This window comes from Pyxidicoccus fallax, assembly GCF_012933655.1.
GTDB classification, from domain to species: Bacteria; Myxococcota; Myxococcia; order Myxococcales; family Myxococcaceae; genus Myxococcus; species Myxococcus fallax.
In genome coordinates this window covers 1-21,053 of sequence record NZ_JABBJJ010000093.1, presented here as the reverse complement: position 1 = coordinate 21,053, position 21,053 = coordinate 1, and the positions used below count along the sequence as shown (strand labels likewise).

Sequence of the window (21,053 nt, the reverse complement as noted above, 5' to 3'; positions counted from 1 at the left end):
CGAAGCTCCGGGCGTGCCGTGCCCCCGACAATTTCACCTGCCCCCCGTTTCGATATCCTCCGGCCCGTGGGACGTTCCCCGCGCAACCGCTGGAAGAGAAGGAGCGCTGATGCGCCGCACCCTGGCCTGTCTCGTCATGCTTGCCGCTGGCTGCGCGAGGAACGCGCGCCCCTCGGAGTCGGGGACGCCCGCGCAGGCGGAGCAGAAGGTCGAGCTGACCGCACCGCGCTACGAGCACATCTTCATGCTGCCCGTGGACCGGGCCCTGGCCGAGGCCACGAAGCTCCTGAAGGAGAACGGCTGGGTGCTCAAGCCCATGGAGGATCCGAAGTACCTCCTGACGGAGTGGAGGTCCTCGGAGCTGATCGGCGAAGCCTGGGGATGGAAGAGCGGTGGGGACCACATCCGCTATCTGGTCGTCGGCGAGCCGATGGCCGAGCGGCAGTCCATCGTGCGCATCTTCCGGATGAAGCGGGTCTCCTTCTCGAACGACGCCGAAATCCTCTACCAGGGGAAGACCGGCGAGCTCGTCTGGAAGCACATGGAGATGGCGCAGTTCGAGCAGAGCTTCCGGAGGAGGGGACAGCCCGTGACGCTGGCCACCCGGGAGCAGGACACCGCGCCCTGGGTGGAACTGGATGGCGTGGTGCAGGGCAACCGGGACCTGGAGCTGGAGCACGCGCTCACGCTGCGGCTGGAATCCAAGCCCTCGTTGGAGACGCTCACCGGCACCCTGAAGCTGACGCGCGACGACTCCTTCGCGAGAGACCCTTCGTTCTACATCAAGCGCTATCGCAAGGACGTGCAGGCCCAGGAGCCCTGTGAGCGCGACGTCGCTGGCGTCCAGTCGCTGCTACGTCCCGGGCAGATGGTGCTCATCGGCGAGCAGCTCGGCACCTGGGAGGTTCCGCTCACCGTGGGCGACATGGCGTGCGAGGCCACCGGAGCAGGGCTGGGTGTCACGGTGGGGCTGGCCATCTCCCACAAGGAGCAGGAGCGCATCGACCGGTACCTGTCGAGCGCGGGCACTCCGGCGGACCAGGATGCGCTGCTGAGCGGAGACTTCTGGCGCAAGCTCCAGCAGGACGGCCGGGGGAGCCGCGCGGTGATGGACCTCATCGATCGGCTGCGAGCCCTTCGCGCGGCAGGGCGCAAGGTGACCGTGGTCGCCATCGATACGGACACCAACCATGGCAGCGCACGTGATGCCCGCATGGCGCGCTTCGTGTTGAACCAGCGCACCTCGCGTCCGAACGATGTGTTCCTCGTGCTCGCGGGCAACGCGCACACGCGGCTGGTGGCGGAGGCCGCGTGGAGCGAGAACTTCGTCCCCATGTCGAAGCACCTTTTGGAGGCGGTGCCGGACCTGAAGGTCCTGGAGGTGGGCTACGCGACGGGCCGGCGGTGGGGCTGCGACCTGGACCCGGCGGGGGAGCTGGAGTGCGACGTCATGGGCATCACGCCGGGGCCGAAGGTGGCGCTGGCTCCGACGGCGCCGGTGCCCGCCATCCGGATGCTGCCGGAGCTGGATGAAGACGGGTTCCATGGCTTCCTCGACGTGGGCGCGCTGAATGTCTCGCTGCCCGCCATCGCCCTGCGTGGGCATGAGCTGCCCGAGCGCCCCGCCGGCTCCGACGGGAAACCTGTGCCGGGCCCGGCACAGGTGGTGTTCAAGATTGCCTCGGCTTCGGGCCGGACGCCCGTGAAGGAGGACGCGGCTCCGGCCGCCGCGCCGCCGCCTCCGGCACCCGCCGCCGCGCCGCTGCCCGCGGCACCTCAGAGCCCCGCGTCGGGCCCGGCGCCTCGCTGAAGCCCGGCACTGCACGGCCCCACCCACGGCTCGGGACGGTCAGTCTCCCGAGCCGGCTGCCGGAGGGGCCTCCAGGTCGGTTTCACGTACCCGTGGTTCCCAGCGGGCCGGGAAGGGCCTCCCCCTCCGAGGGCGTGTGGCTCTCGGCGGCATCCGCCTGGGCGATGCGCTCGTCCAGCTCCGAGGCGAGTCGCTCGTAGGCTTCCTTGCCGATGGTGGCCGAGTGGTATGCCTTGAGGAGCGACTCCTTCTCCACGATGAGCACGCGGCGGATGGCCTCCTGGTGCTCCTCCTCGTGGAAGCGCGTCGACTGCTGCTTGAGCGTCGCCAGCTCCTTCTCCGCGACGGCCTCCTTCTCCTGGTACTCGCGCTCCAGCTGTCCGAGCACGTCGGCGGGAATCTCCCGGCCGCGGCGCATGGCCTCCAGCGCGGCCATCGCGGCGTGGATGGCGCCCAGCCGGCCACGCGCCAGCTCGTACTGCTCCTGGTAGGCGTCCTTCAGCCCGGTGATGCCCAGCCGCCGCAGCAGCGGCGCCATCGTGAGTCCCTGGATGACGATGGAGAGCACCACCACGCCGAACGTCATGTTCACCAGCAGCTCGCGATGGGGGAAGTCCGCCGGAAGACCGAGCACCAGCACCATGGAGATGGCACCGCGCAGTCCGCTCCACGTGAGCACCGCGCTCCAGCTCCAGGGCATCCGCTCCGACGTGAGGCGCAGCAGCGCGGACATGCCGTACACCACCACCGCGCGGCCCACGACGACCGCCACGTAGGCCACGAGGATGGGCTTCCAGGAGGCCAGCAGCGAGCCGATCTTCACCTCCAGGCCGATGAGCAGGAACACCACCGAGTTGAGCGCGAAGGCGAGGTACTCCCAGAAGCTCTCCACCGCCACGCGCGTCGTCGGGCTCATCCCCGCGTGCGCCGCCCAGTTGCCGCACAGCATGCCCGCCACCACCGTCGCGATGACGCCCGAGTAGTGGAAGTGCTCCGCCACCACGAATGAGCCATAGGCCGCGATGACCGTGAGCGTGATCTCCACCATCGCGTCATCCACGCGCTTGATGACCTGCGCCACGACGAAGCCAATCGCGCTGCCGATGAGCGCGCCCAGCCCCGCCACCTTGATGAAGTCGAAGATGGCGCCGCCCACCGTGAACTGGCCGCCGGTGGCCACCGCGACGACGAGGGTGAAGAGCACGACGGCGGTGCCGTCATTCAGCAGGCTCTCTCCCTCCACGAGGATGAGCAGCCGCTTGGGCGCGCCCAGCGACTTGAACAGGCCCACCACGGCGATGGGGTCCGTGGAGACGATGACCGCCGCGAACACCAGCGCCGAGAGGAGTCCGAAGCCGCTCACGAAGTTCATCCCCTCCACCACCGGCGAGAGGATGAGCGCCGTCAGTCCCGCGGACGCGGCCACCCCGGGAATGGCCATGGAGTGGATGGCCAGCTTGTTCTTCCAGAACTTGCGGAACTCCACATGGAAGGCCGCCTCGAACAGCAGGCCCGGAAGGATGATGGCGAAGAGCAGCTCCTTCGTGAGGTGGGGAGGCTCGAAGGCGTGCACCGCGCCCAGCGTCAGTCCCGCCACCACCAAGGCCACGGTGTACGGGAAGTTGAAGTAGCGCGCGGCAATCGCCACCGCGGTCGCGATGGCGAAGATGAGTACGAATGCCAACTCGAAATGCATCGGCCCCCACTGCCCGGTTTGAGGTCAAAGAGACGCGCACAATACCGCAGGCAAGCGGCCGGATGGAGTGGGGTCGGGCGTGACTTCCGGACGGCCGCAGGCGGCCCGATAGCGCCGCGCCCGGGGCGGGGCTGCCTCGTCCGCCCGCCTGCCCCACGGACCACCTGCGGGTTTTGCCTCGTGGGGAGCCGTGCTCCACCTTCGCTGCATGTCCATGCGTCCCCGCGCCAAGGGGCTGGGGCCGGGGGCCTGGCTCAAGCTGCTCCTCCCGGTGGGGGTCTCCATCGGGTTGTTGGTGTCACTCAGGGTATGGGGGCCGCAGTACCTGGACCAGGCGTGGCTCTCCGGGCAGCTGCGGCCACTCGGGGCCCTGGCGCCCGTCGCCTTCATCCTGCTGCTCGCGCTCCGCCCGGTGACGCTGCTGCCCGGCCAGCTCTTCACGGCGGTGGGGGGCCTGCTCTTCGGCATGGTGCTGGGGACGGTCTACGTCCTCGTCGGGAGCGTGCTGGCCACGGGCCTCATCCACCTGCTGGCCCGCCGGTTGGGACGCAAGCCGATGAAGCGGCTCGTGGGCGCGAACCACGCGGCCATCCAGCGCGCGGCGCGGGAACACGGCTTCCAGCTGGGCTTCCTCGCGTGCGTCAACTCGGTGATTCCGGCGGACGTGCTGCTGGCGACCGCGGCGGCCTCGGGGGCGCGCTTCCGGCCCCTGGCGCTGGGGGCGCTCGTCGGCACCGTGCCCGGGACGGTGCTCACCACCTGGTTCGGCAGCTCGCTGGGGCAGGGGATGCCCCTGGCCACCGCCGTGTCCGCGACCGGGATGGTGGTCAGCATGGTGCTGGGGCTGGTCCTGGGGCGCCGGCTGATGCGGGAGCTGCGCATCTCCCGCGAGTCCGACGAACTCGCGGAGACGGAGGAGCGTCAGCAAGCCTCCCGTCCGACCCGGACGGAGACGCCCCGGCCCGTCTGAGACCGACGGGGCGCCTCCCGCGACGCGGTGGGAGCTGGACCGCTGCGCTCGGGCCGCTTCACCGTTTGGCGACCACCTCCAGCAGTCGCAGGGTGACGGCCGACGCGTTCCCGTCCTGCTGGTTGGTCAGCACGGAGACCGCCGCCTCGCGGTCGGCGTAGTAGCCCGCCAGGGCGGAGAAGCCCGGGATGCCACCGTCGTGCCCCTGGAACGGCCCGAGCGGACTGCCTGCCCGCAGGAGCCCGAGCCCGTACGAAGGCTCAGCTCCAGGCTCGGTGGCCACCCAGCGCGTCATCTCCGAGAGCTGCGCCGGAGGCAGCAGCACGCCCACGAGGAGCGCCTCGTAGAAGCGGTTGAGGTCCTCGGCGGTCGACACCAGTCCGCCGGACGCGCCCGCCGCGGAAGGATGGACCGCGTCGGTGAAGTCCACCCAGGCGCCGTCCAGGCGCGCGTAGCCGCGCACGGTGAGCGCCGGCAGCGGCTCGAGTCCATCCAGTCCCGTGTCGCGAAGTTTCAGGGGCTCGATGATGCGCTCGCGCCACTGCCGGGCCACGGGCGTTCCCGTCACCTGCTCGATGATGGCGCCAACGAGGATGTAGTTCGTGTTGGAATACGACCAGCCCGCGCCGGGCTCGAAGAGCGGCGAGCGCGTGGCGCCGTAGGGGATGAGCTCCTCGGCGGTCCATACCTTGGTGGGCTCGGACGAGGCCCGCGCGACGAAGTCCTCGTTGTCCGTGTAGTCGGCCGCGCCGCTGGTGTGGTTGAGGAGCTGCCGCACCGTGATGCGGTCCGCGTTGGGGAAGTCGGCGAACCACGTCGCCAGCGGCGCGTCCAGGGACAGCTTGCCTTCGGCCTGAAGCTGCAACGCCACCACCGCGGTGAACGTCTTGGCGATGCTGCCCGCCCGGAGCCGGTCTCCGGGGGCCATGGGCACGGCGGAGGGCTCCAGGCGCGAGGAGCCCGCCGCGCCCGTCCAGTTGCAGTCCCTGAGCTTCACCCCGGCGGTGGCGCCAGCGAGCCCCTCGTCGGCCACCGCCTTCGTGAGCGCGTCCTGCAGGCGGGACGACAGCTCCTCACAAGACAGACGCGGCTTCTCGTCGTCCCCACACCCCGAGACCCAGAACACCAGGGCCGTGCCCAGCACGGCACGCCCCAGGAGCTGCTTGATGAACACGCGAAGACCTCCAGGTGAAACGAGTACGCAGCGCGCACTCGAACACCGGAGGTCCTCGCGGCTGTCACCGGGGGTGGACGATTACGGGTAGCACGCCGCCTGGCGCAGGTTGGTGTCCTCGGGCAGGCCGAGGGCCACGTTGAAGTTCTGCACGGCCTGGCCGGCCATGCCCTTCACGAGGTTGTCCAGCGCGGCCATGACGGCCACCGAGCGGCCCTTGGTCGCCACGGAGATGTCACAGAAGTTGCTGCCCGCCACCGCGGCCACGCGCGGCGTGCCCTCGACGATGCGGACGAACTTCGAGCCCTCGTAGTAGCGGCGGAACTTCTCCGTCAGCGACTGCGTCACCACCGCGCCGCCGTGCTCCGGCCACTCGAACTGCACGGTGGCGAAGATGCCGCGCACCATGGGCGCCGAGTGCGGCACGAAGGCCAGCCGGTGCCGCTGCGCGCCGTGCGCCACCAGCATGACCTCCACCTCGGCCTCGTGCTGGTGCTCCAGCGGCTTGTACGCGCGGAAGTCGTGCGCGCGGGTGGGGTGGTGCGTGCCCTCGCCCGGCAGCGAGCCCGAGCCGGACGAGCCCGTCACGCCCGACACGGCCAGCAGCCCCAGCCCCGGCGTGGAGGCGATGGGCAGGAGCGCCAGCTGCACCGCGGTGGCGAAGCACCCCGGGTTGGCGATGCGCTTCGCCTTGGCCACCGCGTCACGCTTCCACTCGGTGAGGCCGTAGGTGAACGTGCCCAGCAGCTCGGGGGAGGGGTGGGGCCGGCCGTAGGCGCCCGCGTAGCGGCCCGGGTGGTCCAGCCGGAAGTCGGAGGACAGGTCGATGAGGAGCAGCCGCTCGGCGATGCCGACCTCGGCCCACTTCTTCTCCAGGCCCGCGAACTGGTTGGCCAGCTCGCCGTGGCCCAGCGCGCTGAACACCACCGGTTGCTGCGAGTCCGCCAGCCAGCGCCAGTCGGCCTCGGCCTCGAAGCGGCCCTCGACCAGCCCGCGCAGGTGCGGGTGCACCTTGTGGATGGGCTCGCCCGCGTGGTGCCGCGACACCACGCGGATGCCCGCCACCGCCGGGTGTCCGGCGAGGATGCGCAACAGCTCGCCTCCGCCGAAACCGGAGGCCCCCAGGATGTAGATGTTCGCCCGCGTCATGACTTCCTCCCCGCGCCAATCTTGGGCGCGAGCTTCTCCAGGATGAGCCCACCCAGCGCCGCCGCGTCCGCGCGGGCGTTGCGGGCGGGAATCCCCACCACCTGCTCCACGAAGCGCACGCCCACGGCGTTGTCCGTCGCGGGGCCCGCCACCACGTCCACGTCGATGCCGTACGCCTCGCGCAGGTGCCGCACGCCGCCGGCCGCGCCCACCGGGTCGTTCGCGCACAGCACCCACGCGCCCGCCAGGGCCTTCAGCTCCGGGTCCGCCAGGATGCCCTGCACCCCGTACTCGCCCATGATGCCGTCACCCGTCTCCGCGACGATGACGTCCACGTTCTCCGCCGCCAGCTCGGAGAACAGCACCCGCGCCACGCCCGCGCCCGTGCGGGAGCCCGTGCAGACGATGCCCGCGTCCGTGAAGTCCATGACGACGTCCGCGCCGGAGTCCTGCATGGACAGCGTGTCGCGCATCAGCGACACGCCCGTCAGCTTCGCGCCGCCCACGCGGTAGCCCGCCTGCGCCAGCTTGCGCACCATGGCGCTGGCCGCGTACGTCTTGCCCGCGTTCATGCAGGTGCCCACCACGTACACGACGGGGCACTTCACCGGCGTGGGCTGCCCCTTCAGCGAGCCCGAGCTGATGTGCGCCGGCTGCCCGGTGCGGGACATGAGCTCCGGGAACTCCAGCACCTGGCCCAGCACCTCGGCCTCGAAGGGCTGGCCCACGCCCGGGTTGTGGGACGTGCACTTGCCGATGACGCCGCCCATGTTGAGCACGTGCAGCCTGTCTCCCACGGAGACGGAGTGCGGCACCACGCCCTCGTAGCCGTGCAGCGCGTTGCGGTGCCCCAGGGCGCCCACGACGATGTCGCCCGCGTGCAGCGTGACGAGCCGCCCGTGCGGGTCCTCGAGCTGGTTGTAGACGCTCTTCTCCCCGTGGATGCGCACGGCGACGACGGCGCCCTCCTCGGCCTTCACCTCCGGAGCCAGATGCACCGTGCGGCCCAGGCCGAGGTTGCGCGTGACGCTGCCCACCTTGTCGACGAAGACCTTCATTACGAACCTCCCTTGGCCTTGTGCGAGAGCATCTGCGCCACGCCGTACAGCTTGGCGAAGCCGGCCGCTTCAGAACCCGTCCACAGCACGTTTGCTTCCCCGTACGTCGCCACCTTCGCGTCCATCAGCGAGTGCGGCGACTTCACGCCCTCCACCACCAGCGTCCGAGGGTGCAGCACCAGCCGCACCTCGCCCGTCACGCGCTCCTGCGACGAGGTGAGGAACGCCTCCAGGTCCTTCACCAGCGGGTCGAAGAAGTGGCCCTCGTGCAGGAGCGAGCCGTAGAGGTTGCCCACCGTCTCCTTCCAGAAGAGCTGCTTGCCGGAGAGCACCAGCTTCTCCAGCTCGCGGTGCGAGGTGATGAGCATGTGCGCCGCCGGGGCCTCGAAGCCCACGCGGCCCTTGATGCCGAGGATGGTGTCGCCCAGGTGCACGCCGCGGCCGATGCCGTAGGTGCGCCCCAGCGCGTTGAGCGCCTCCACCAGCTTCACCGGGCCCATGGCCTCGCCGTCCAGCGCGGACGGCACGCCCTGGGTGAAGGACACCGTCAGCGTGCGGGGCTTCAGGTCGGTGGGAATCTCGCCGCCGGGGAAGGCCGCCTCGGGCAGCGCGCTCCACGACTCCAGCGTCTCGCGGCCGCCGACGGACGTGCCCCACATGCCCTCGTTGACGGAGTAGGAGCCCAGCTTCGGCGGCATGTGGATGCCGCGCTCGGCGAGGAAGGACAGCTCCTGCTGCCGGCTCAGGCCCAGCGTGCGGATGGGCGTGATCAGCTCCAGTTCCGGCGCCAGCGAGCGGAAGGCCACGTCGAAGCGCACCTGGTCGTTACCGGCGCCCGTGCTGCCGTGGGCGATGGCCTGCGCGCCCAGCTCGCGCGCCATGCGCACGGCCTCCACGGCCTGGCAGGCGCGCTCGGCGGAGACGCTCAGCGGGTAGACCTGTCCGCGCAGCACGTTGCCGGCGATGAGGTAGCGCAGGTAGCCCTGGAAGAGGGTGTCGCGCGCGTCCACCGTGTGGTGCGCCACCGCGCCCAGCTTCGCCGACAGCTCCTTGATGCGCGCGAGCTGCTCGGGCGGGAAGCCGCCGGTGTCCACGGTGACAGTGGTCACGGCGTAGCCCTGCTCGCGCAGGTACACGGTGCAGAAAGCGGTATCGAGTCCGCCGGAGAAGGCCAGCACCACGTTCTTCTTGTTGCTCATGTCGTCACTCCTCACGGGGAAGGGTTCACAGCGTCCAGACGCGAGCGGCCGCGTCGGCCGTCGCGCGGTGTGTCTCGTCGAGCCAGGCGCGCGCGGCGGCCAGCTCCTCGCGGGCCTGGGGCAGGCCCAGGTTGCCGGCGCCACCCAGGTGGGTGGCCGTCAGCGCGCCGCGGTCCGGGCGGAAGGTGCCGTCCGCGATTTCGCGCCCCACCTGCCGGTACGCGTCGCGGAAGGGCTGGCCCTGCGCCACCAGCGCGTACGCATGGTGGGCGGCGTACAGCGTGTCGTCGCTCGCGCGCGCCGCCGCGTCCGCCTGAATCTGGAGCACGGGCACCAGCCGGGCGAGCACCACCAGCAGGTCCTTCATGGACGTCAGCGCCGCGAGGGTGGGGCGCTTCAGCAACTGGAAGTCGCGGTGGTAGCTGGAGGGAAGGCCGCCGGCCACCGCCTCCACCTGGTGCGCCAGTCCCCGCAGCTCGCGGCAGCGGGCGCGCGCCAGCTCCACCACGTCCGGGTTCTTCTTCTGCGGCATGATGGACGAGCCGGTGGTGAACGCGTCCGGCAGCTTGAGGAAGCCGAACTCGTCCATGCTGTAGAGCTGCACGTCCCACAGCCACTTCTCCAGCGTGCCCGCCACCGAGCAGGACCAGCCCAGCACCGCCGCCTCGTGCCGGCCGCGGCCGTTCTGCACGTCGATGGGGCTGCGCTGCACCCGGCTGAAGCCGAGCAGCTTCGCCACGTACTCGCGGTCGATGGGCAGCGGCACGCCGAAGCCCGCCGCCGCGCCCAGCGGGCAACGGTCCAGCCGGGCCCAGACGCCGCGCAGCGCCTCCAGCTCCTCCAGCAGTCCCTCCGCGAAGGCCATGCCCCATAGCCCGAAGGTGGACGGCATGGCCCGGCGCAGGTGCGTGTAGCCCGGCAGCGCCACGTTCGCGTGCGCCTGGGCGAAGTCCAGGAACGTCCCGGCCAGCTCCACGGTGCGAGCGCCCAGCGTCAGCACCTCCTCGCGCATGAGCAGGCGCAAGGCGAGCTGCACCTGGTCGTTGCGCGAGCGCGCCAGGTGGATGCGCTTGCCCGGCTCGCCCACGCGCTCCACGAGCGCCGCCTCCAGGGCGGTGTGGCCGTCCTCCTGCTCCGGGCGGATGGTGAAGGTGCCGGCGCGCGCCTCGTCGTGCAGCGCCTTGAGCGCGGACACCAGGGCCCGCGCTTCTTCCGCGCGCAGCAGGCCCACGTGCGCCAGCATCCGCGCGTGCGCGGCGCTGCCGAGCGCGTCGTGCGGCGCCAGCGACAGGTCCACCACCGGGTCGTCGCCCACGGTGAAGCGGTGGATGACCGCGTCCAGCGGCGCGCCCTTGCCCCACAAGGTGTCAGCCACGGGCCACCTCCTCGAAGTAGCCGCGCACCAGGCGCGTGTAGAAGGCGGCGCCGGCTTCCAGCTCCGCCCGGGTGATGAACTCGTCCGGCTGATGGCTGCGCAGGGTGTCGCCCGGGCCCACCTTCACCGCCGGAAGGTCGCCCAGGAAGGCCCAGTCGGACGTGGTGCTGGAGCCCACGGGCTGCTCGCCCGCCGCCGACACCGCCGCGCGGACGATGGGCTGGCTTCCCGCCGTCGCCTTCGGCAGGTAGCGCGCCGAGTGCACGTGCACCTCGCTCTTCAGGGCGGACGCCACCTGCTTCGCCACGTCCGCGTGGTCCATGGCCGGCGTGGTGCGCAGGTCCACGAAGAACTCGCACGTGTCCGGCACCTGGTTGCGCGCCAGGCCGCCCGAAATCTGCGTCACCTGCGCCCGCGCCTCGCCCAGCAGCGGGTGGGACGGGAAGCGCAGCTCCGCCAGGACGGAGATGTCCACCGCCGCCTGATGGATGGCGTTGACCGAGGCGTTGGTGTGCGCGTGCGCCACGTGCCCGCTCTTGCCGTGCGACGTGCAGCGCAGGAGCAGCATCCCGCGCTGCGCGGTGCAGGGCTTGAGGCTCGTGGGCTCGCCCACGATGGCCGCGTCCAGCGGTCCCAGCTCGGACAGCATCGTTCCCAGTCCCTGGCCTCCCGTCTCTTCCTCGGCGGTGAAGGCGAAGACGACCTCGCCTCCGGTGGGGGCTCCTTCCTTCAGGAGGGCGCGCGCGGTGAGGAGCATCCCCGTCACGCAGCCCTTGGCGTCGTTGCTGCCCAGGCCGTACAGGCGGTCCTCGCGCCACTCGGGCGCGTGGGGCTCGTACGTCCACCCGGCGCACGGCTTCACCGTGTCCAGGTGCGAGTTGACGAGCAGCCGGCGCGGCCCGCTCCCGACGGAGAACCACACGTTGTGGCCCTTCCGCTGGACGCGCGCGCCCCAGCTCTCCGCCCACCCGGACACCGTGTCCGCGATGCGGCGCTCGTCACCCGACACGCTGGGGATGGCCACCAGCGCCTGGAGCAGCTCCGTCGCCTTCATCCCACGGCCCCGGCCGTCTTCGGCGCGCTCTCGCGCACCACCATGGTGCCGCTGCCCTCGTTGGTGAAGACCTCCTCCAGGAGCGCGTTGGGCAGCACCCCGCTGACGAGGTGCACGCTGCCCACGCCGCCCACGAGCGCGTGGCGGATGGCATGCGCCTTGGGACGCATGCCGCCGGAGATGGCGCCGGTGTTCTCCATGGTGGCCAGGTCCGTCAGGTTCGCCAGCGTCACGAGCGACGTCGGGTCGTTCACGTCCTTCAGGAGGCCGGGCACCTGGACGAGGAAGAAGAGCTTCTCCGCCGACAGCGCCACCGCGAGCGCCGCGGCCACGGTGTCCGCGTTGGTGTTGTACACGGCGCCGTCGGCGCCGCCGGACAGGGGGGCCACCACCGGCACGTAGTCCGCCGAGCGCAGGTGCTCCACCACGCGCGTGTCCACCGACTCGATGTCACCCACGAGGCCGTAGTCGACGAGCTTCCCCTCGGTGGCGCCGGGCTCGGTCACCATGACGGGAGGGCGCTTGCGCGCCTTGATGAGGCCGGCGTCCACGCCGCTCAGGCCCACCGCGGGCACGCCCGCCGCCTGGAGGTCCGCGAGCAGGTCCGTGTGCAGCTTGCCGGCGAGCACCATCTTCGCCGCGTCCAGCACCGGCGCGGAGGTGACACGGCGGCCCGCCACCTTCTCCACCGGCAGGTGGAGGGCGTCACACAGCGTGTCCAGCTCCGGGCCGCCGCCGTGCACCACGATGGGGCGGATGGAGAAGGTCCACAGGAGGGCAATCTGCTCGCAGGCGGAGCGGCGCAGCTTCGGGTCGCTCAGCATGGCGCCGCCGAGCTTCACGACGAACGTCTTGCGGCGGAACTGCTGCACGTAGCGCGCGGCGTGGCGCAGCGCGGAGTAGGGGTCGGGCGACAGGGGCACGTGGCACCTCTAGAAAGAAGGGAAGGGGAGGAAAGCGGTCAGCGCGACTGCGAGCGCATCCAGTGAAGGAGCGAGCGCTGGACGTGGTAGCGGTTGCCCGCCTCGTCGACGACGCGGCTGCTCGGGTGGTCCAGCACCTCGTCGGCCACCTCCACGTTGCGGCGCACCGGCAGGCAGTGGAGGAAGGCCGCGTCCTTCGCGGCGCGGGACATGGTGCGCCGCGTGGGCATCCACCCGGAGTAGGAGGCCAGCAGCGCGGTGACGTCGTTGGGCGAGTACGCCGCCGCGGCGGACGGGCCCCACGACTTGGCGTACACCGCGCGGCTGCCGGCGAGCGCCTCGTCCTGGTCATGGGTGTAGGTGACGCTGCCGCCGGTGGCCTTGGCGTACGCCTCGGCCTCCGCGCGCACGGCGGGGTGCAGCTCGAAGCCGGGAGGATGCGCCACGCGCACCTCGCAGCCGGCGGCGGCGGCGCTCAGGAGGAACGAGTTGGGCACGGCCTTGGGCAGCGGCTTGATGTGCGGCGCCCAGGTGAGCGTCACCGGCAGCTTCTTGGTGGAGCCGAACGTCTCGCGCAGGGTGAGCACGTCGGCGAGGCCCTGGCAGGGGTGCTCGCGGGCGGACTCCATGCTGACCACCGGCACGGTGGCCCACTTGCGGAAGGCGCCGATGATGGGGTCGACCTCGTCCTCCTCGTCGCCACCGCCCTGCGAGAAGGTCCGCACGCCCAGCATGTCCACGAAGCGCGACAGGACGGGCGCGGCCTCCTTGAGGTGCTCGGCGCGGTCCGCGTTCATCACCGCGCCCTCGCGGTGCTCCAGCTTCCAGACCCCGGCGCCCACGTCCAGGATGATGGCGTTGCCACCACCGCGCAGCATCACGGCCTCGAACGAGGTGCGCGTGCGCAGCGACGGGTTGAAGAAGACCATCCCGAGGATGGTGCCGGGGAAGAGCGCCTGGGTCGGCGCCTTCAGCTTCCAGGCCGCGGCCTGCGCGAGCACCGCCTCGACGCCCTCGGGGCCGAGATCCTTGATGTGGGTGACGTGCTTCATGGGCCTGTGCTCCAACCGGCAGCGGGCCGGATGCATGGGTGGGTGAATATGCACGAAAATTCGTGCATTTTCAGAAGAGGCGCGGATATTATGCAGAAAGACGCAGCGCGCAAGCCTCTTATTGCAAAAATCTTTATGCAGGCACTTGCGTGCATATTCACGCAAATGCATGGTGGCCTGAATGAACCTGGACGAGACCATCCTGCGGCTCATCACGGAGCAGGAGATCAGTGATCAGGCGGTGTTGCAGGAGCTGCTGGAGGCGAGGGGGCAGGCGCCGAGCCAGTCCACGCTGTCTCGGCGGCTGAAGAAGCTGGGCGTCCAGAAGGTGGCGGGGCGCTACCAGCGCGTGGAGGCGCCGCCGCCGGTGGCGCCGGTGAGGCCGTGGCTGAGGATCATCGAAGCGCCGCCCAACCTGCTCGTGCTGAAGACGGCGCCCGGCTACGCGCAGGTGTTCGCGCTGGCGTTGGACCGTGAGCCGGACGTGCCGGGCCTGGCGGGCACGGTGGCGGGGGATGACACCATCTTCGTCGCGGTGACGGACCCGTCGCGGCTGCGCGAGGTGCGCGAGGTGGTGGAGGAGCTGATGTCGCGGGGGACGTGAGGCGGCGCTCCCGGGCTCTTGCGCTTTGCTTCGGGAGGGGCCAACCTTTCAGGGTGGGCGTTGGGTAGGTGTCCTCATACGTCAGACCCCGGTGCTATCTCCGCACGCATGGAACTGGAGACGGGCGGCGGGGAACATGGGCGGAGCATGGAACGGAAGCGGGCCACCTACGCGGAGCTGGAGGCACTGCCCGACAACGTGGTCGGGGAGATTGTCGATGGGGTGCTGTACGCCAGCCCCCGGCCCGCGGGGCCGCACATGAATGCGTACTCCAGATTGGGCTACGAGTTGATGGGGCCGTTCACCAAGGGGAAGGACGGCCCTGGTGGATGGATCATCGGTGATGAGCCCGAAGTGCACCTGGCGGAGGACGTGCTGGTGCCGGATGTCGCGGGCTGGCGCCGCGAGCGGATGCCGGAGCCCTATCGCACCCCATTCACCACGCTTGCTCCGGATTGGCTCTGCGAGATCCTCTCACCCTCCACGAAGACCCTGGACCGCAAGGCGAAGCTGCCGGTGTACGCCCGTGAGGGCGTGCGGCACGTCTGGCTGATGGACCCCGTCGCGCGCACGTTGGAGGTTCTTCGCTTGGAGGGAGCGCAGTACACCCTGGTCGCCACGCACGTCGGGAGTACTCCTGTCAGGGCCGAGCCATTCGAGGCCATCGAGCTGGACCTGCCCTTCATCTGGGGTGACGTGTAGCCGCCCCCACCGTCACCGCCGGTTACAAGCCGGTTACACCTCTCGCCCGCGCCCATTCGTACTGTCCCCAGCGTGCCCAAGCGGGCACCGACGTACGAAAGGACGCACGATGAAACCGGCCCTCAAGCTCCCCGTCATTCTCGGCTCCGCCGCGGCGCTCGCGGCCGCAGCGCTCCTCCTGGGCAAGCCCGCTCCGGGCGCGCCGCCGCTGACTCCCCTGGCCCCGCGCGTCGCGGTGGCACCTCCTCCCGCGAACAAGCCCGACGTGGCTCCCGTGGCGAAGGCCGAACCCGGTCAGCCCGTCATCCAGATTGCCGTGCTCCTCGACACCAGCGGCAGCATGGACGGCCTGCTGGACCAGGCGCGCACGCAGCTGTGGAACATCGTCAACCGCTTCTCCCATGCGAAGCGCAACGGCGTGACGCCGCAGCTCCAGCTGGCGCTGTACGTGTACGGCAACACCGACCCGGGCTCGAACCGGAGCGAAATCCGCCAGGTGCTTCCCTTCACCACGGACCTGGACCTGCTCTCCGAGCACCTCTTCTCGCTGCGCACGTCCGGCGGCTCGGAGCACTGCGGCGAGGTCATCCGCGATGCCTCCGCGCAGCTCGCCTGGAGCCAGGACCCGGAGGCCATGCGGCTCATCTTCATCGCCGGCAACGAGCCCTTCACCCAGGGCCCCGTGAAGTTCGCCGACGCGGTGAAGTACGCCCGTGAGCGCGGCATCACCGTCAACACCATCCACTGCGGCGGCTACGAGGAGGGCATCTCCGGGCAGTGGAAGGACGCGGCGGTGCTCGCGGACGGCAGCTACCTCAACATCGACCAGAACCAGCGCGTGGTGGAAATCCCCGCGCCCCAGGACGAGGAGATTGCCCGGCTGGGCGCCGAGCTGAACAAGACCTACGTGGCCTACGGCGCCAGCGGCCAGGAGGCCCAGATGCGCCAGGCGGCACAGGACAGCAACTCGCTCGGCGTCTCCCTCTCCAACATGGTGTCGCGCTCCGTGGCCAAGTCGTCCGGCAATTACTCCAACGAGAGCTGGGACCTCGTGGACGCGGTGAAGAAGAACCAGGTGGACCTGGGCTCCGTCCGCGACGAGGACCTGCCCGAGCCCATGCGCGGGCTCGATGCCGCCGGCCGCAAGGCCTGGTTGGCGGCCCGGGAGCAGGAGCGCGCCGCCCTCCAGCAGCGCATCCAGGTCCTCAACACCGAGCGTCAGAAGTTCCTCGTCGAGGCGCGCAAGCAGCACGCCGCCCAGAACTCGGACACGCTGGAGGGCGCCATCGGCCAGGTCGTCCAGCGCGAGGCGAAGAAGCGCCACCTCACGCTGGAGTAGGATGCCGCAATGGCCGCGCGCCGAGTGCTCGTCGTGGAAGATGACCCCGCCATCCGGCGCGGAATCGTGGATGCCCTGCGCTTCGAGGGTTACGAAGTCCTCGAAGCCGGGGCCCGCGCGGAGGGACAGCATCTGGCCGAGCGCACCCCGTGCGACCTCGTGCTGCTGGACCTCGTGCTCCCCGATGGAGACGGACTGGACCTGCTCCGGGCGGTGCGCAAGAGCCGGCCCACGCTCCCGGTCATCATCCTCACGGCGCGGGGCCAGGAGGAGGACCGCGTCAACGGCCTGAAGCTCGGCGCGGATGACTACGTGGTGAAGCCCTTCTCGGTGCGCGAGCTGCTGGCCCGCGCGGGGGCGGTGCTGCGGCGCTCGGCCGAGCGTCCCGCGGGGGTGGCCCGGCTCGACTTCCCCGGCGGCCACTTCGAGGTGGAGCGGCGCGAGCTGACCTTCGACGACGGCACCCGGGTGGACCTCTCGGAGCGCGAGGCGGACGCGCTGCGCTACCTCGGCGACAATGCCGGGCGCGCCATCTCCCGCGAGGAGTTGCTGGAGCGCGTGTGGCACCTGTCCTCCCGGGGCGTGCAGACGCGCACCGTGGACATGACCATGGCGCGCCTGCGCGAGAAGCTGCGCGATGACTCGGAGGAGCCCCGCGTCATCCTCACGGTGCGGGGCAAGGGGTACATGTTCGCGGCGCGGGGCACCGCGTCGTGATTCGCTCCTGGCGCATCTGGATTGCCGTGAGCGCGTGCCTGTGCCTCGCGCTGGCGGGCGTGGTGTGGCTGTCCGCCTTCGCCCTCCGCCTGGATCGCGCGGACCAGCAGGCCCGCGAGAACGCGGCGCGCGAGGAGAACGCCCGGCTGGCCCTGTGGCGGTTGGACTCGGACCTGCTGCCGCTGGTGGCGCGGGAGAGCGCCGTGGCCGCGGAGGCGTACGCCCCCGTCTCTCCGGCGCGGGGCGTGCTCGACGCGAAGGGCCTCCCCCTGGAGCCGGGCACGGCGTTCCTGGCCTCACCACTGCTGGCCGCGCTGCCGGAGCACGTGCTGCTCCACTTCCAGGTCGCCCCGGATGGGACGGTGTCGTCGCCCCAGGTGGTGGAGCCCGGGACGCACGCCCCAGCGGGCACGGCGCTGCCCGCCTCCGAGGTGGCGCGGCGGGAGGGCCGGCTGCGCGAGCTGAAGGGGCTCCTTCGCGGCGCGGACCTCCGCCGGGCCCTCGCGGAGCAGCCCGTCCAGGTCCGGCGCCCCGAAGCCAGCCTCCTGCGCCTGGGCAGCCCGGAAGACCTCACGCAGGTGGCGAAGAACGTGAGCGAGTACAGCGCCCGCTCCCGCAGCGCCAGCCAGGCCATGCGCCAGGCTCCCAACCTGTCCGCCTCGAATTCCTACGGGGGCATGGAGGCCCAGGAGCTCGCGCCCCCTCCGGCGGACGGCGACGCGATGCGGGCCCTGTGGGTGGGGGACACGCTGCTGCTGGGCCGGCGCGTGCGGCTGGAGGGCGGGGAGTACATCCAGGGCTGCTGGCTGGACTGGCAGGGGCTGCGCCTGTGGCTGCTTGGGCAGATTCGGGACCTGCTGCCCTCCGCGTCGCTGGAGCCGGTGCGGGGACGTGAGGCCCAGGGCGACGGACGGATGCTGGCGGCGTTGCCGGTGCGGCTGGTGCCCGGACATTCGCCGCAAGGAGGCCAGGGCACGGCGGCGGCCTCCACGCTGCCCGCGGTGTTGATGGTGGCGTGGAGCGGCGTGCTGCTGGCGGGCGTGGCGGTGGTGGCGTTGCTGGTGGGGGTGGTGTCGCTCAGCGAGCGGCGGGGCGCCTTCGTCTCCGCGGTGACGCACGAGCTGCGCACGCCGCTGACGACGTTCCGGATGTACACGGAGATGCTGGCGGCGGGCATGGTGCCGGACGAGGGGCGGCGCCGGGAGTACTTCGACATCCTCCACCGCGAGGCGGAGCGGCTGAGCCACCTCGTGGAGAACGTGCTCGCCTATGCCCGCATCGAGCGGGGCCGGGCCCCGGCGAAGCTGGAGCGCGTGAAGGTGCGCGCCATGGTGGAGCGCATGGAGGAGCGGCTCGCGCAGCGGGCGGCGCAGGCGGGCATGGAGGTGTGCGTGGACGTGCCGGCGGACGTGGCGGTGCTGACGGACCCGTCCGCCGTGGAGCAGGTGCTCTTCAACCTCGTGGACAACGCGTCCAAGTACGCGGCCAGCGCGGAGGACCGGCGCATCCACGTGGAGGTGGAGCGGCGCCGGGGACAGGTGGGGCTCTCGGTGAGGGACCACGGGCCCGGCGTGGACGCCGCGACGGCGAGGCGGCTGTTCGAGCCGTTCTCCAAGTCCGTGCAGACAGCGGCGAAGACGGCTCCTGGCGTGGGGCTCGGGCTGGCGCTGTGCCGGCGGCTCGCGCGGAGCATGCGCGCCGACCTGAGACACGAGCGCGTGCCCGGCGGCGGCGCGCGCTTCGTGCTCTGGCTTCCCGTCGCCTGAGTCCTCCCGGGCGTGTCGGCGCGCGTCCCGGGAGGACCGGCTCAGCGGCTCACTGGAAGGTGAAGACGTAGTTCTGACCGTAGCGGGAGTCGTACGCCGCGCAGCCCTTGCGGTCCATGTTGACGAACCACATCTCGAGCGTCCCGGGCCCCGCCGGCAGCGGGATGAAGGCGGGCGTCTGCTTGCGGAACTCCTGGTTCCACTCGCCCCAGGCCACCGTCAGGTCATGCGTCTGCACGGGGCCGCCGTTGATGCGGTACTCCACCCAGACGCCCCACGTCTCGTAGTCCATGTACTGGCCGCGGCACTGTCCCAGGCGGTCGATGTCGTAGTCCACCATGAGGGTGGTGCCGCCCTGGAGGGTGCCGAAGAGCGAGTGCGTCCAGCCCTCGTTGAAGGTCAGCGTCGGGTTCTGCCAGACCTTCACGTGGTGGTTCCAGTAGAGGTTGGAGTCCCAGTTGGAGCAGCCCAGCGAGTGGGTCTCCTGGAACCACAGCTCGAGGTTGCCGCCCGTGGTCAGGTTCAGCAGCACCTCCGCCGTGGTGCCCACGGTGGCGTCGTTCGCGACGACGAAGCTCTGCACCGGCCCCCGGTTCGTCATCGCGTAGCCGGTGAGGGTCCACGTGCCGACGGAGGGCTCGCGGCAGTGGGACAGGCGGGACAGGTCATAGACGATGCGCAGCGGACCGCCCACCCGCGGCTGGCCCGAGAGACTGACGCTCCAGTTCGGGCCGAAGGTCATCGTCGGTGGGGGAGTCTGGGCGAGCGCCTCGGTGGAGACCAGGGAGGCGGTGAGGCACAGCAGGTGCAACAGGGCGGACATCAGCAACTTCTTCACGGGAGGCTCCATCGCACGCGGGTGGGTGTCGAGGTGTACCGATGGCGTGCGGGATACCGTGTACCAGCGGACAGGGGGGTGTCGTCTCCTGGACGCTCGTTCTCCCAATGGACGGAGCGGGGATGTCGGGGGACGTGTCACCGACTATCCGAAGGGCTGCCCCCGCGCGCATGCTCCTGACCCTCGTCCTCCTCGTAGCGCTTCCGGACCCGTTCAACCCGCCCACGGGGAGCGGCTCCGCCGTCATGGAGGCCGCGGGCATCCCGGAGGCACTGACGGCCCCGGCACCGCCCACGCTGGCGCTGTCGAGCTGGGATGACGCACTGGGACGGCTTCGCGCCCGCTCGGTGGACCTCCAGCTCGCGCTGGCCCAACTGGAGCTGGCCGGAGCGGAGACGCGGCTCGCGCTCGCACCGCTGCTGCCGGGGGTGGGCGCGTCGGTCTCCGTCCAGGAGCGGCTGGTGGGCCAGTCGGTCTCCATCGGTGGTGGCAACATCAACGTGGACGGCGATGACGACGGGCCGCGGCCCACGTCTCCGCTGGTCGCCCTGCGCGCGACGGCGTCCCAGTCCGTCGTGGACGTGCCGGCGTGGCTGCAGCTCTCCGCGGCGCGGGCGCGGGAGCGCTCGGCGCGGGCCTCGGCGCGGGACACCTGGCGGCTGCTGGTGCGGGAGCTCGCGCGGAGTCTCGTGGCGGTGGTGACGGCCGAGCGGGTGGTGGAGATAGACCGGATGGGGCTCGCCCAGGCGTGGGCGAGGCACCAGCTCACGTTGGACGCGGAGAAGCTCGGCTCCGGGCGCAAGCTGGACACGCTGCGCACGGCCCGGGATTTGGAGGTGGCGCGCGCCTCGCTGCTCGCGAGCGTGGAGGCCCTGCGGCGCACGCGTGAGGCCCTGGGCAGCGCGCTCGGCGTGGAGGGGGAAGCGGGCGTCGTCCCCGCGTTCCGGTTGGAGGGGCTGGCGCGCAGCGTGGCCGAGCTGTGCCGGCCGCTGGAGGGGGCGTCGCGGGCGGACCTCGTGGCGGCGGGGGAGGCGTCTCGGGCGGTGGAACGTGAGCTGGGCGCGTCGCGGGCGGCGTATGCGCCCACGCTCGGGCTGGAGAGCTCGCTGACGGCCACGACGGTGACGCCGGGGACGGCGCGGGTGAATCAATGGAACATCGCCGCGGTGCTGGCCTTCGACGTGTGGGACGGAGGCGCGCGCGGCGCGACGGTGCGCTCGGCGCGGGCGGACGTGGCCGTGGCGGAGCAACAGCTCGAGGCCGTGCGGCGGACGCTGGCGGTGGAGGTGGCGCGGGCACGCCGGGGCGTGGCGCTGGCGGAGGCCCGGCGGCTCACGGCGAGCCGGGCGCGGGAGGCGGCGGCGCTGACGGACCAGCTCACCGGGGAGGCCTTCCGCGAGGGCGTGGGCACCAGCCTGGAGCTGGTGCAGAGCGCGGAGGAGCTGCGCGAGGCGGAGCGGACGCTCGCCCTGCGCGAACTGGACCTGGTGCAGGCGCGGGTGGAGTCACTGATGGCGGAGGCCGAATGCGCCTTGTGATGGGTGAGCGCTGGGAGCGGCCCTTCACGGCCTCCTGCCTCGTGCTGTTCGTCATGCTGGGAGCGTGCTCCCGTGGCGAGGGTGGGGGC

18 protein-coding genes are annotated in these 21,053 nt (G+C 71.3%); 8 read left to right on the top strand and 10 right to left on the bottom strand.

Features of this window, described 5'->3' with window-relative positions; all coding sequences use genetic code 11:
• The first annotated feature begins 109 nt into the window (after positions 1-109).
• Positions 110-1,810, top strand: coding sequence for a TraB/GumN family protein (locus HG543_RS54540; protein ID WP_211194054.1), 1,701 nt, complete (start codon positions 110-112; stop codon positions 1,808-1,810).
• Between the two features lie 82 nt (positions 1,811-1,892).
• Here HG543_RS54540 and HG543_RS20745 read toward each other — a convergent pair whose 3' ends face one another.
• The gene (locus HG543_RS20745; protein WP_169346551.1) at positions 1,893-3,506 is read right to left on the bottom strand and encodes a Na+/H+ antiporter; all 1,614 of its coding nucleotides are present in this window, start codon (positions 3,504-3,506) and stop codon (positions 1,893-1,895) included.
• Between the two features lie 208 nt (positions 3,507-3,714).
• Here HG543_RS20745 and HG543_RS20740 point away from each other — a divergent pair, with 208 nt between their 5' ends.
• Positions 3,715-4,476, top strand: coding sequence for a TVP38/TMEM64 family protein (locus HG543_RS20740; RefSeq protein WP_169346550.1), 762 nt, complete (start codon positions 3,715-3,717; stop codon positions 4,474-4,476).
• Positions 4,477-4,534: 58 nt separating this feature from the next.
• On the opposite strand, the gene HG543_RS20735 is transcribed toward HG543_RS20740, so the two are convergent.
• From HG543_RS20735 to HG543_RS20700, 8 genes are all read right to left on the bottom strand, one after another.
• Positions 4,535-5,650, bottom strand: coding sequence for a serine hydrolase (locus HG543_RS20735; RefSeq protein WP_169346549.1), 1,116 nt, complete (start codon positions 5,648-5,650; stop codon positions 4,535-4,537).
• An 81-nt stretch (positions 5,651-5,731) separates the two neighbouring features.
• Positions 5,732-6,799, bottom strand: coding sequence for an N-acetyl-gamma-glutamyl-phosphate reductase (gene argC / locus HG543_RS20730; protein ID WP_169346548.1), 1,068 nt, complete (start codon positions 6,797-6,799; stop codon positions 5,732-5,734).
• Entirely contained in the window at positions 6,796-7,857 is a 1,062-nt protein-coding gene (locus tag HG543_RS20725; RefSeq protein ID WP_169346547.1) for a DUF1611 domain-containing protein, read from the bottom strand. Before HG543_RS20725 ends, argC begins: the two co-directional genes overlap by 4 nt.
• Entirely contained in the window at positions 7,857-9,056 is a 1,200-nt protein-coding gene (gene argG, locus HG543_RS20720; protein WP_169346546.1) for an argininosuccinate synthase, read from the bottom strand. Before argG ends, HG543_RS20725 begins: the two co-directional genes overlap by 1 nt.
• A 25-nt stretch (positions 9,057-9,081) precedes the next feature.
• A complete protein-coding gene (gene argH, locus HG543_RS20715; protein WP_169346545.1) occupies positions 9,082-10,431 on the bottom strand; it encodes an argininosuccinate lyase in 1,350 nt (449 codons plus the stop codon).
• Positions 10,424-11,485 carry a M20/M25/M40 family metallo-hydrolase gene (locus HG543_RS20710; protein ID WP_169346544.1) on the bottom strand — a complete coding sequence of 354 codons (1,062 nt, stop codon included), beginning with the start codon at positions 11,483-11,485 and terminating at the stop codon, positions 10,424-10,426. Before HG543_RS20710 ends, argH begins: the two co-directional genes overlap by 8 nt.
• Positions 11,482-12,408, bottom strand: a complete 927-nt coding sequence (gene argB, locus HG543_RS20705) for an acetylglutamate kinase (RefSeq protein ID WP_169346543.1) — start codon at positions 12,406-12,408, stop codon at positions 11,482-11,484. Before argB ends, HG543_RS20710 begins: the two co-directional genes overlap by 4 nt.
• Positions 12,409-12,446: 38 nt before the next feature.
• The gene (locus HG543_RS20700) at positions 12,447-13,460 is read right to left on the bottom strand and encodes an N-acetylornithine carbamoyltransferase (protein ID WP_169346542.1); all 1,014 of its coding nucleotides are present in this window, start codon (positions 13,458-13,460) and stop codon (positions 12,447-12,449) included.
• 181 nt (positions 13,461-13,641) lie between these two features.
• Here HG543_RS20700 and HG543_RS20695 point away from each other — a divergent pair, with 181 nt between their 5' ends.
• The 5 genes from HG543_RS20695 (at position 13,642) to HG543_RS20675 (ending at position 18,588) form a co-directional block, all read left to right on the top strand.
• A complete protein-coding gene (locus HG543_RS20695; RefSeq protein ID WP_169346541.1) occupies positions 13,642-14,064 on the top strand; it encodes an arginine repressor in 423 nt (140 codons plus the stop codon).
• 147 nt (positions 14,065-14,211) lie between these two features.
• The gene (locus HG543_RS20690) at positions 14,212-14,766 is read left to right on the top strand and encodes a Uma2 family endonuclease (protein ID WP_169346540.1); all 555 of its coding nucleotides are present in this window, start codon (positions 14,212-14,214) and stop codon (positions 14,764-14,766) included.
• 109 nt (positions 14,767-14,875) lie between these two features.
• Complete coding sequence (locus HG543_RS20685) at positions 14,876-16,105, top strand: vWA domain-containing protein (RefSeq protein ID WP_169346539.1); 1,230 nt, start codon at positions 14,876-14,878, stop codon at positions 16,103-16,105.
• Positions 16,106-16,114: 9 nt separating this feature from the next.
• Entirely contained in the window at positions 16,115-16,822 is a 708-nt protein-coding gene (locus tag HG543_RS20680) for a response regulator transcription factor (RefSeq protein WP_169346538.1), read from the top strand.
• The gene (locus HG543_RS20675) at positions 16,819-18,588 is read left to right on the top strand and encodes an ATP-binding protein (protein ID WP_169346537.1); all 1,770 of its coding nucleotides are present in this window, start codon (positions 16,819-16,821) and stop codon (positions 18,586-18,588) included. Before HG543_RS20680 ends, HG543_RS20675 begins: the two co-directional genes overlap by 4 nt.
• A 49-nt stretch (positions 18,589-18,637) precedes the next feature.
• On the opposite strand, the gene HG543_RS20670 is transcribed toward HG543_RS20675, so the two are convergent.
• Entirely contained in the window at positions 18,638-19,426 is a 789-nt protein-coding gene (locus HG543_RS20670; RefSeq protein ID WP_343073405.1) for a DUF6209 family protein, read from the bottom strand.
• A gap of 170 nt (positions 19,427-19,596) precedes the next feature.
• On the opposite strand from HG543_RS20670, the gene HG543_RS20665 reads away from it, so the two are divergent.
• Complete coding sequence (locus HG543_RS20665; RefSeq protein ID WP_169346535.1) at positions 19,597-20,964, top strand: TolC family protein; 1,368 nt, start codon at positions 19,597-19,599, stop codon at positions 20,962-20,964.
• Positions 20,965-21,053: the final 89 nt, after the last annotated feature.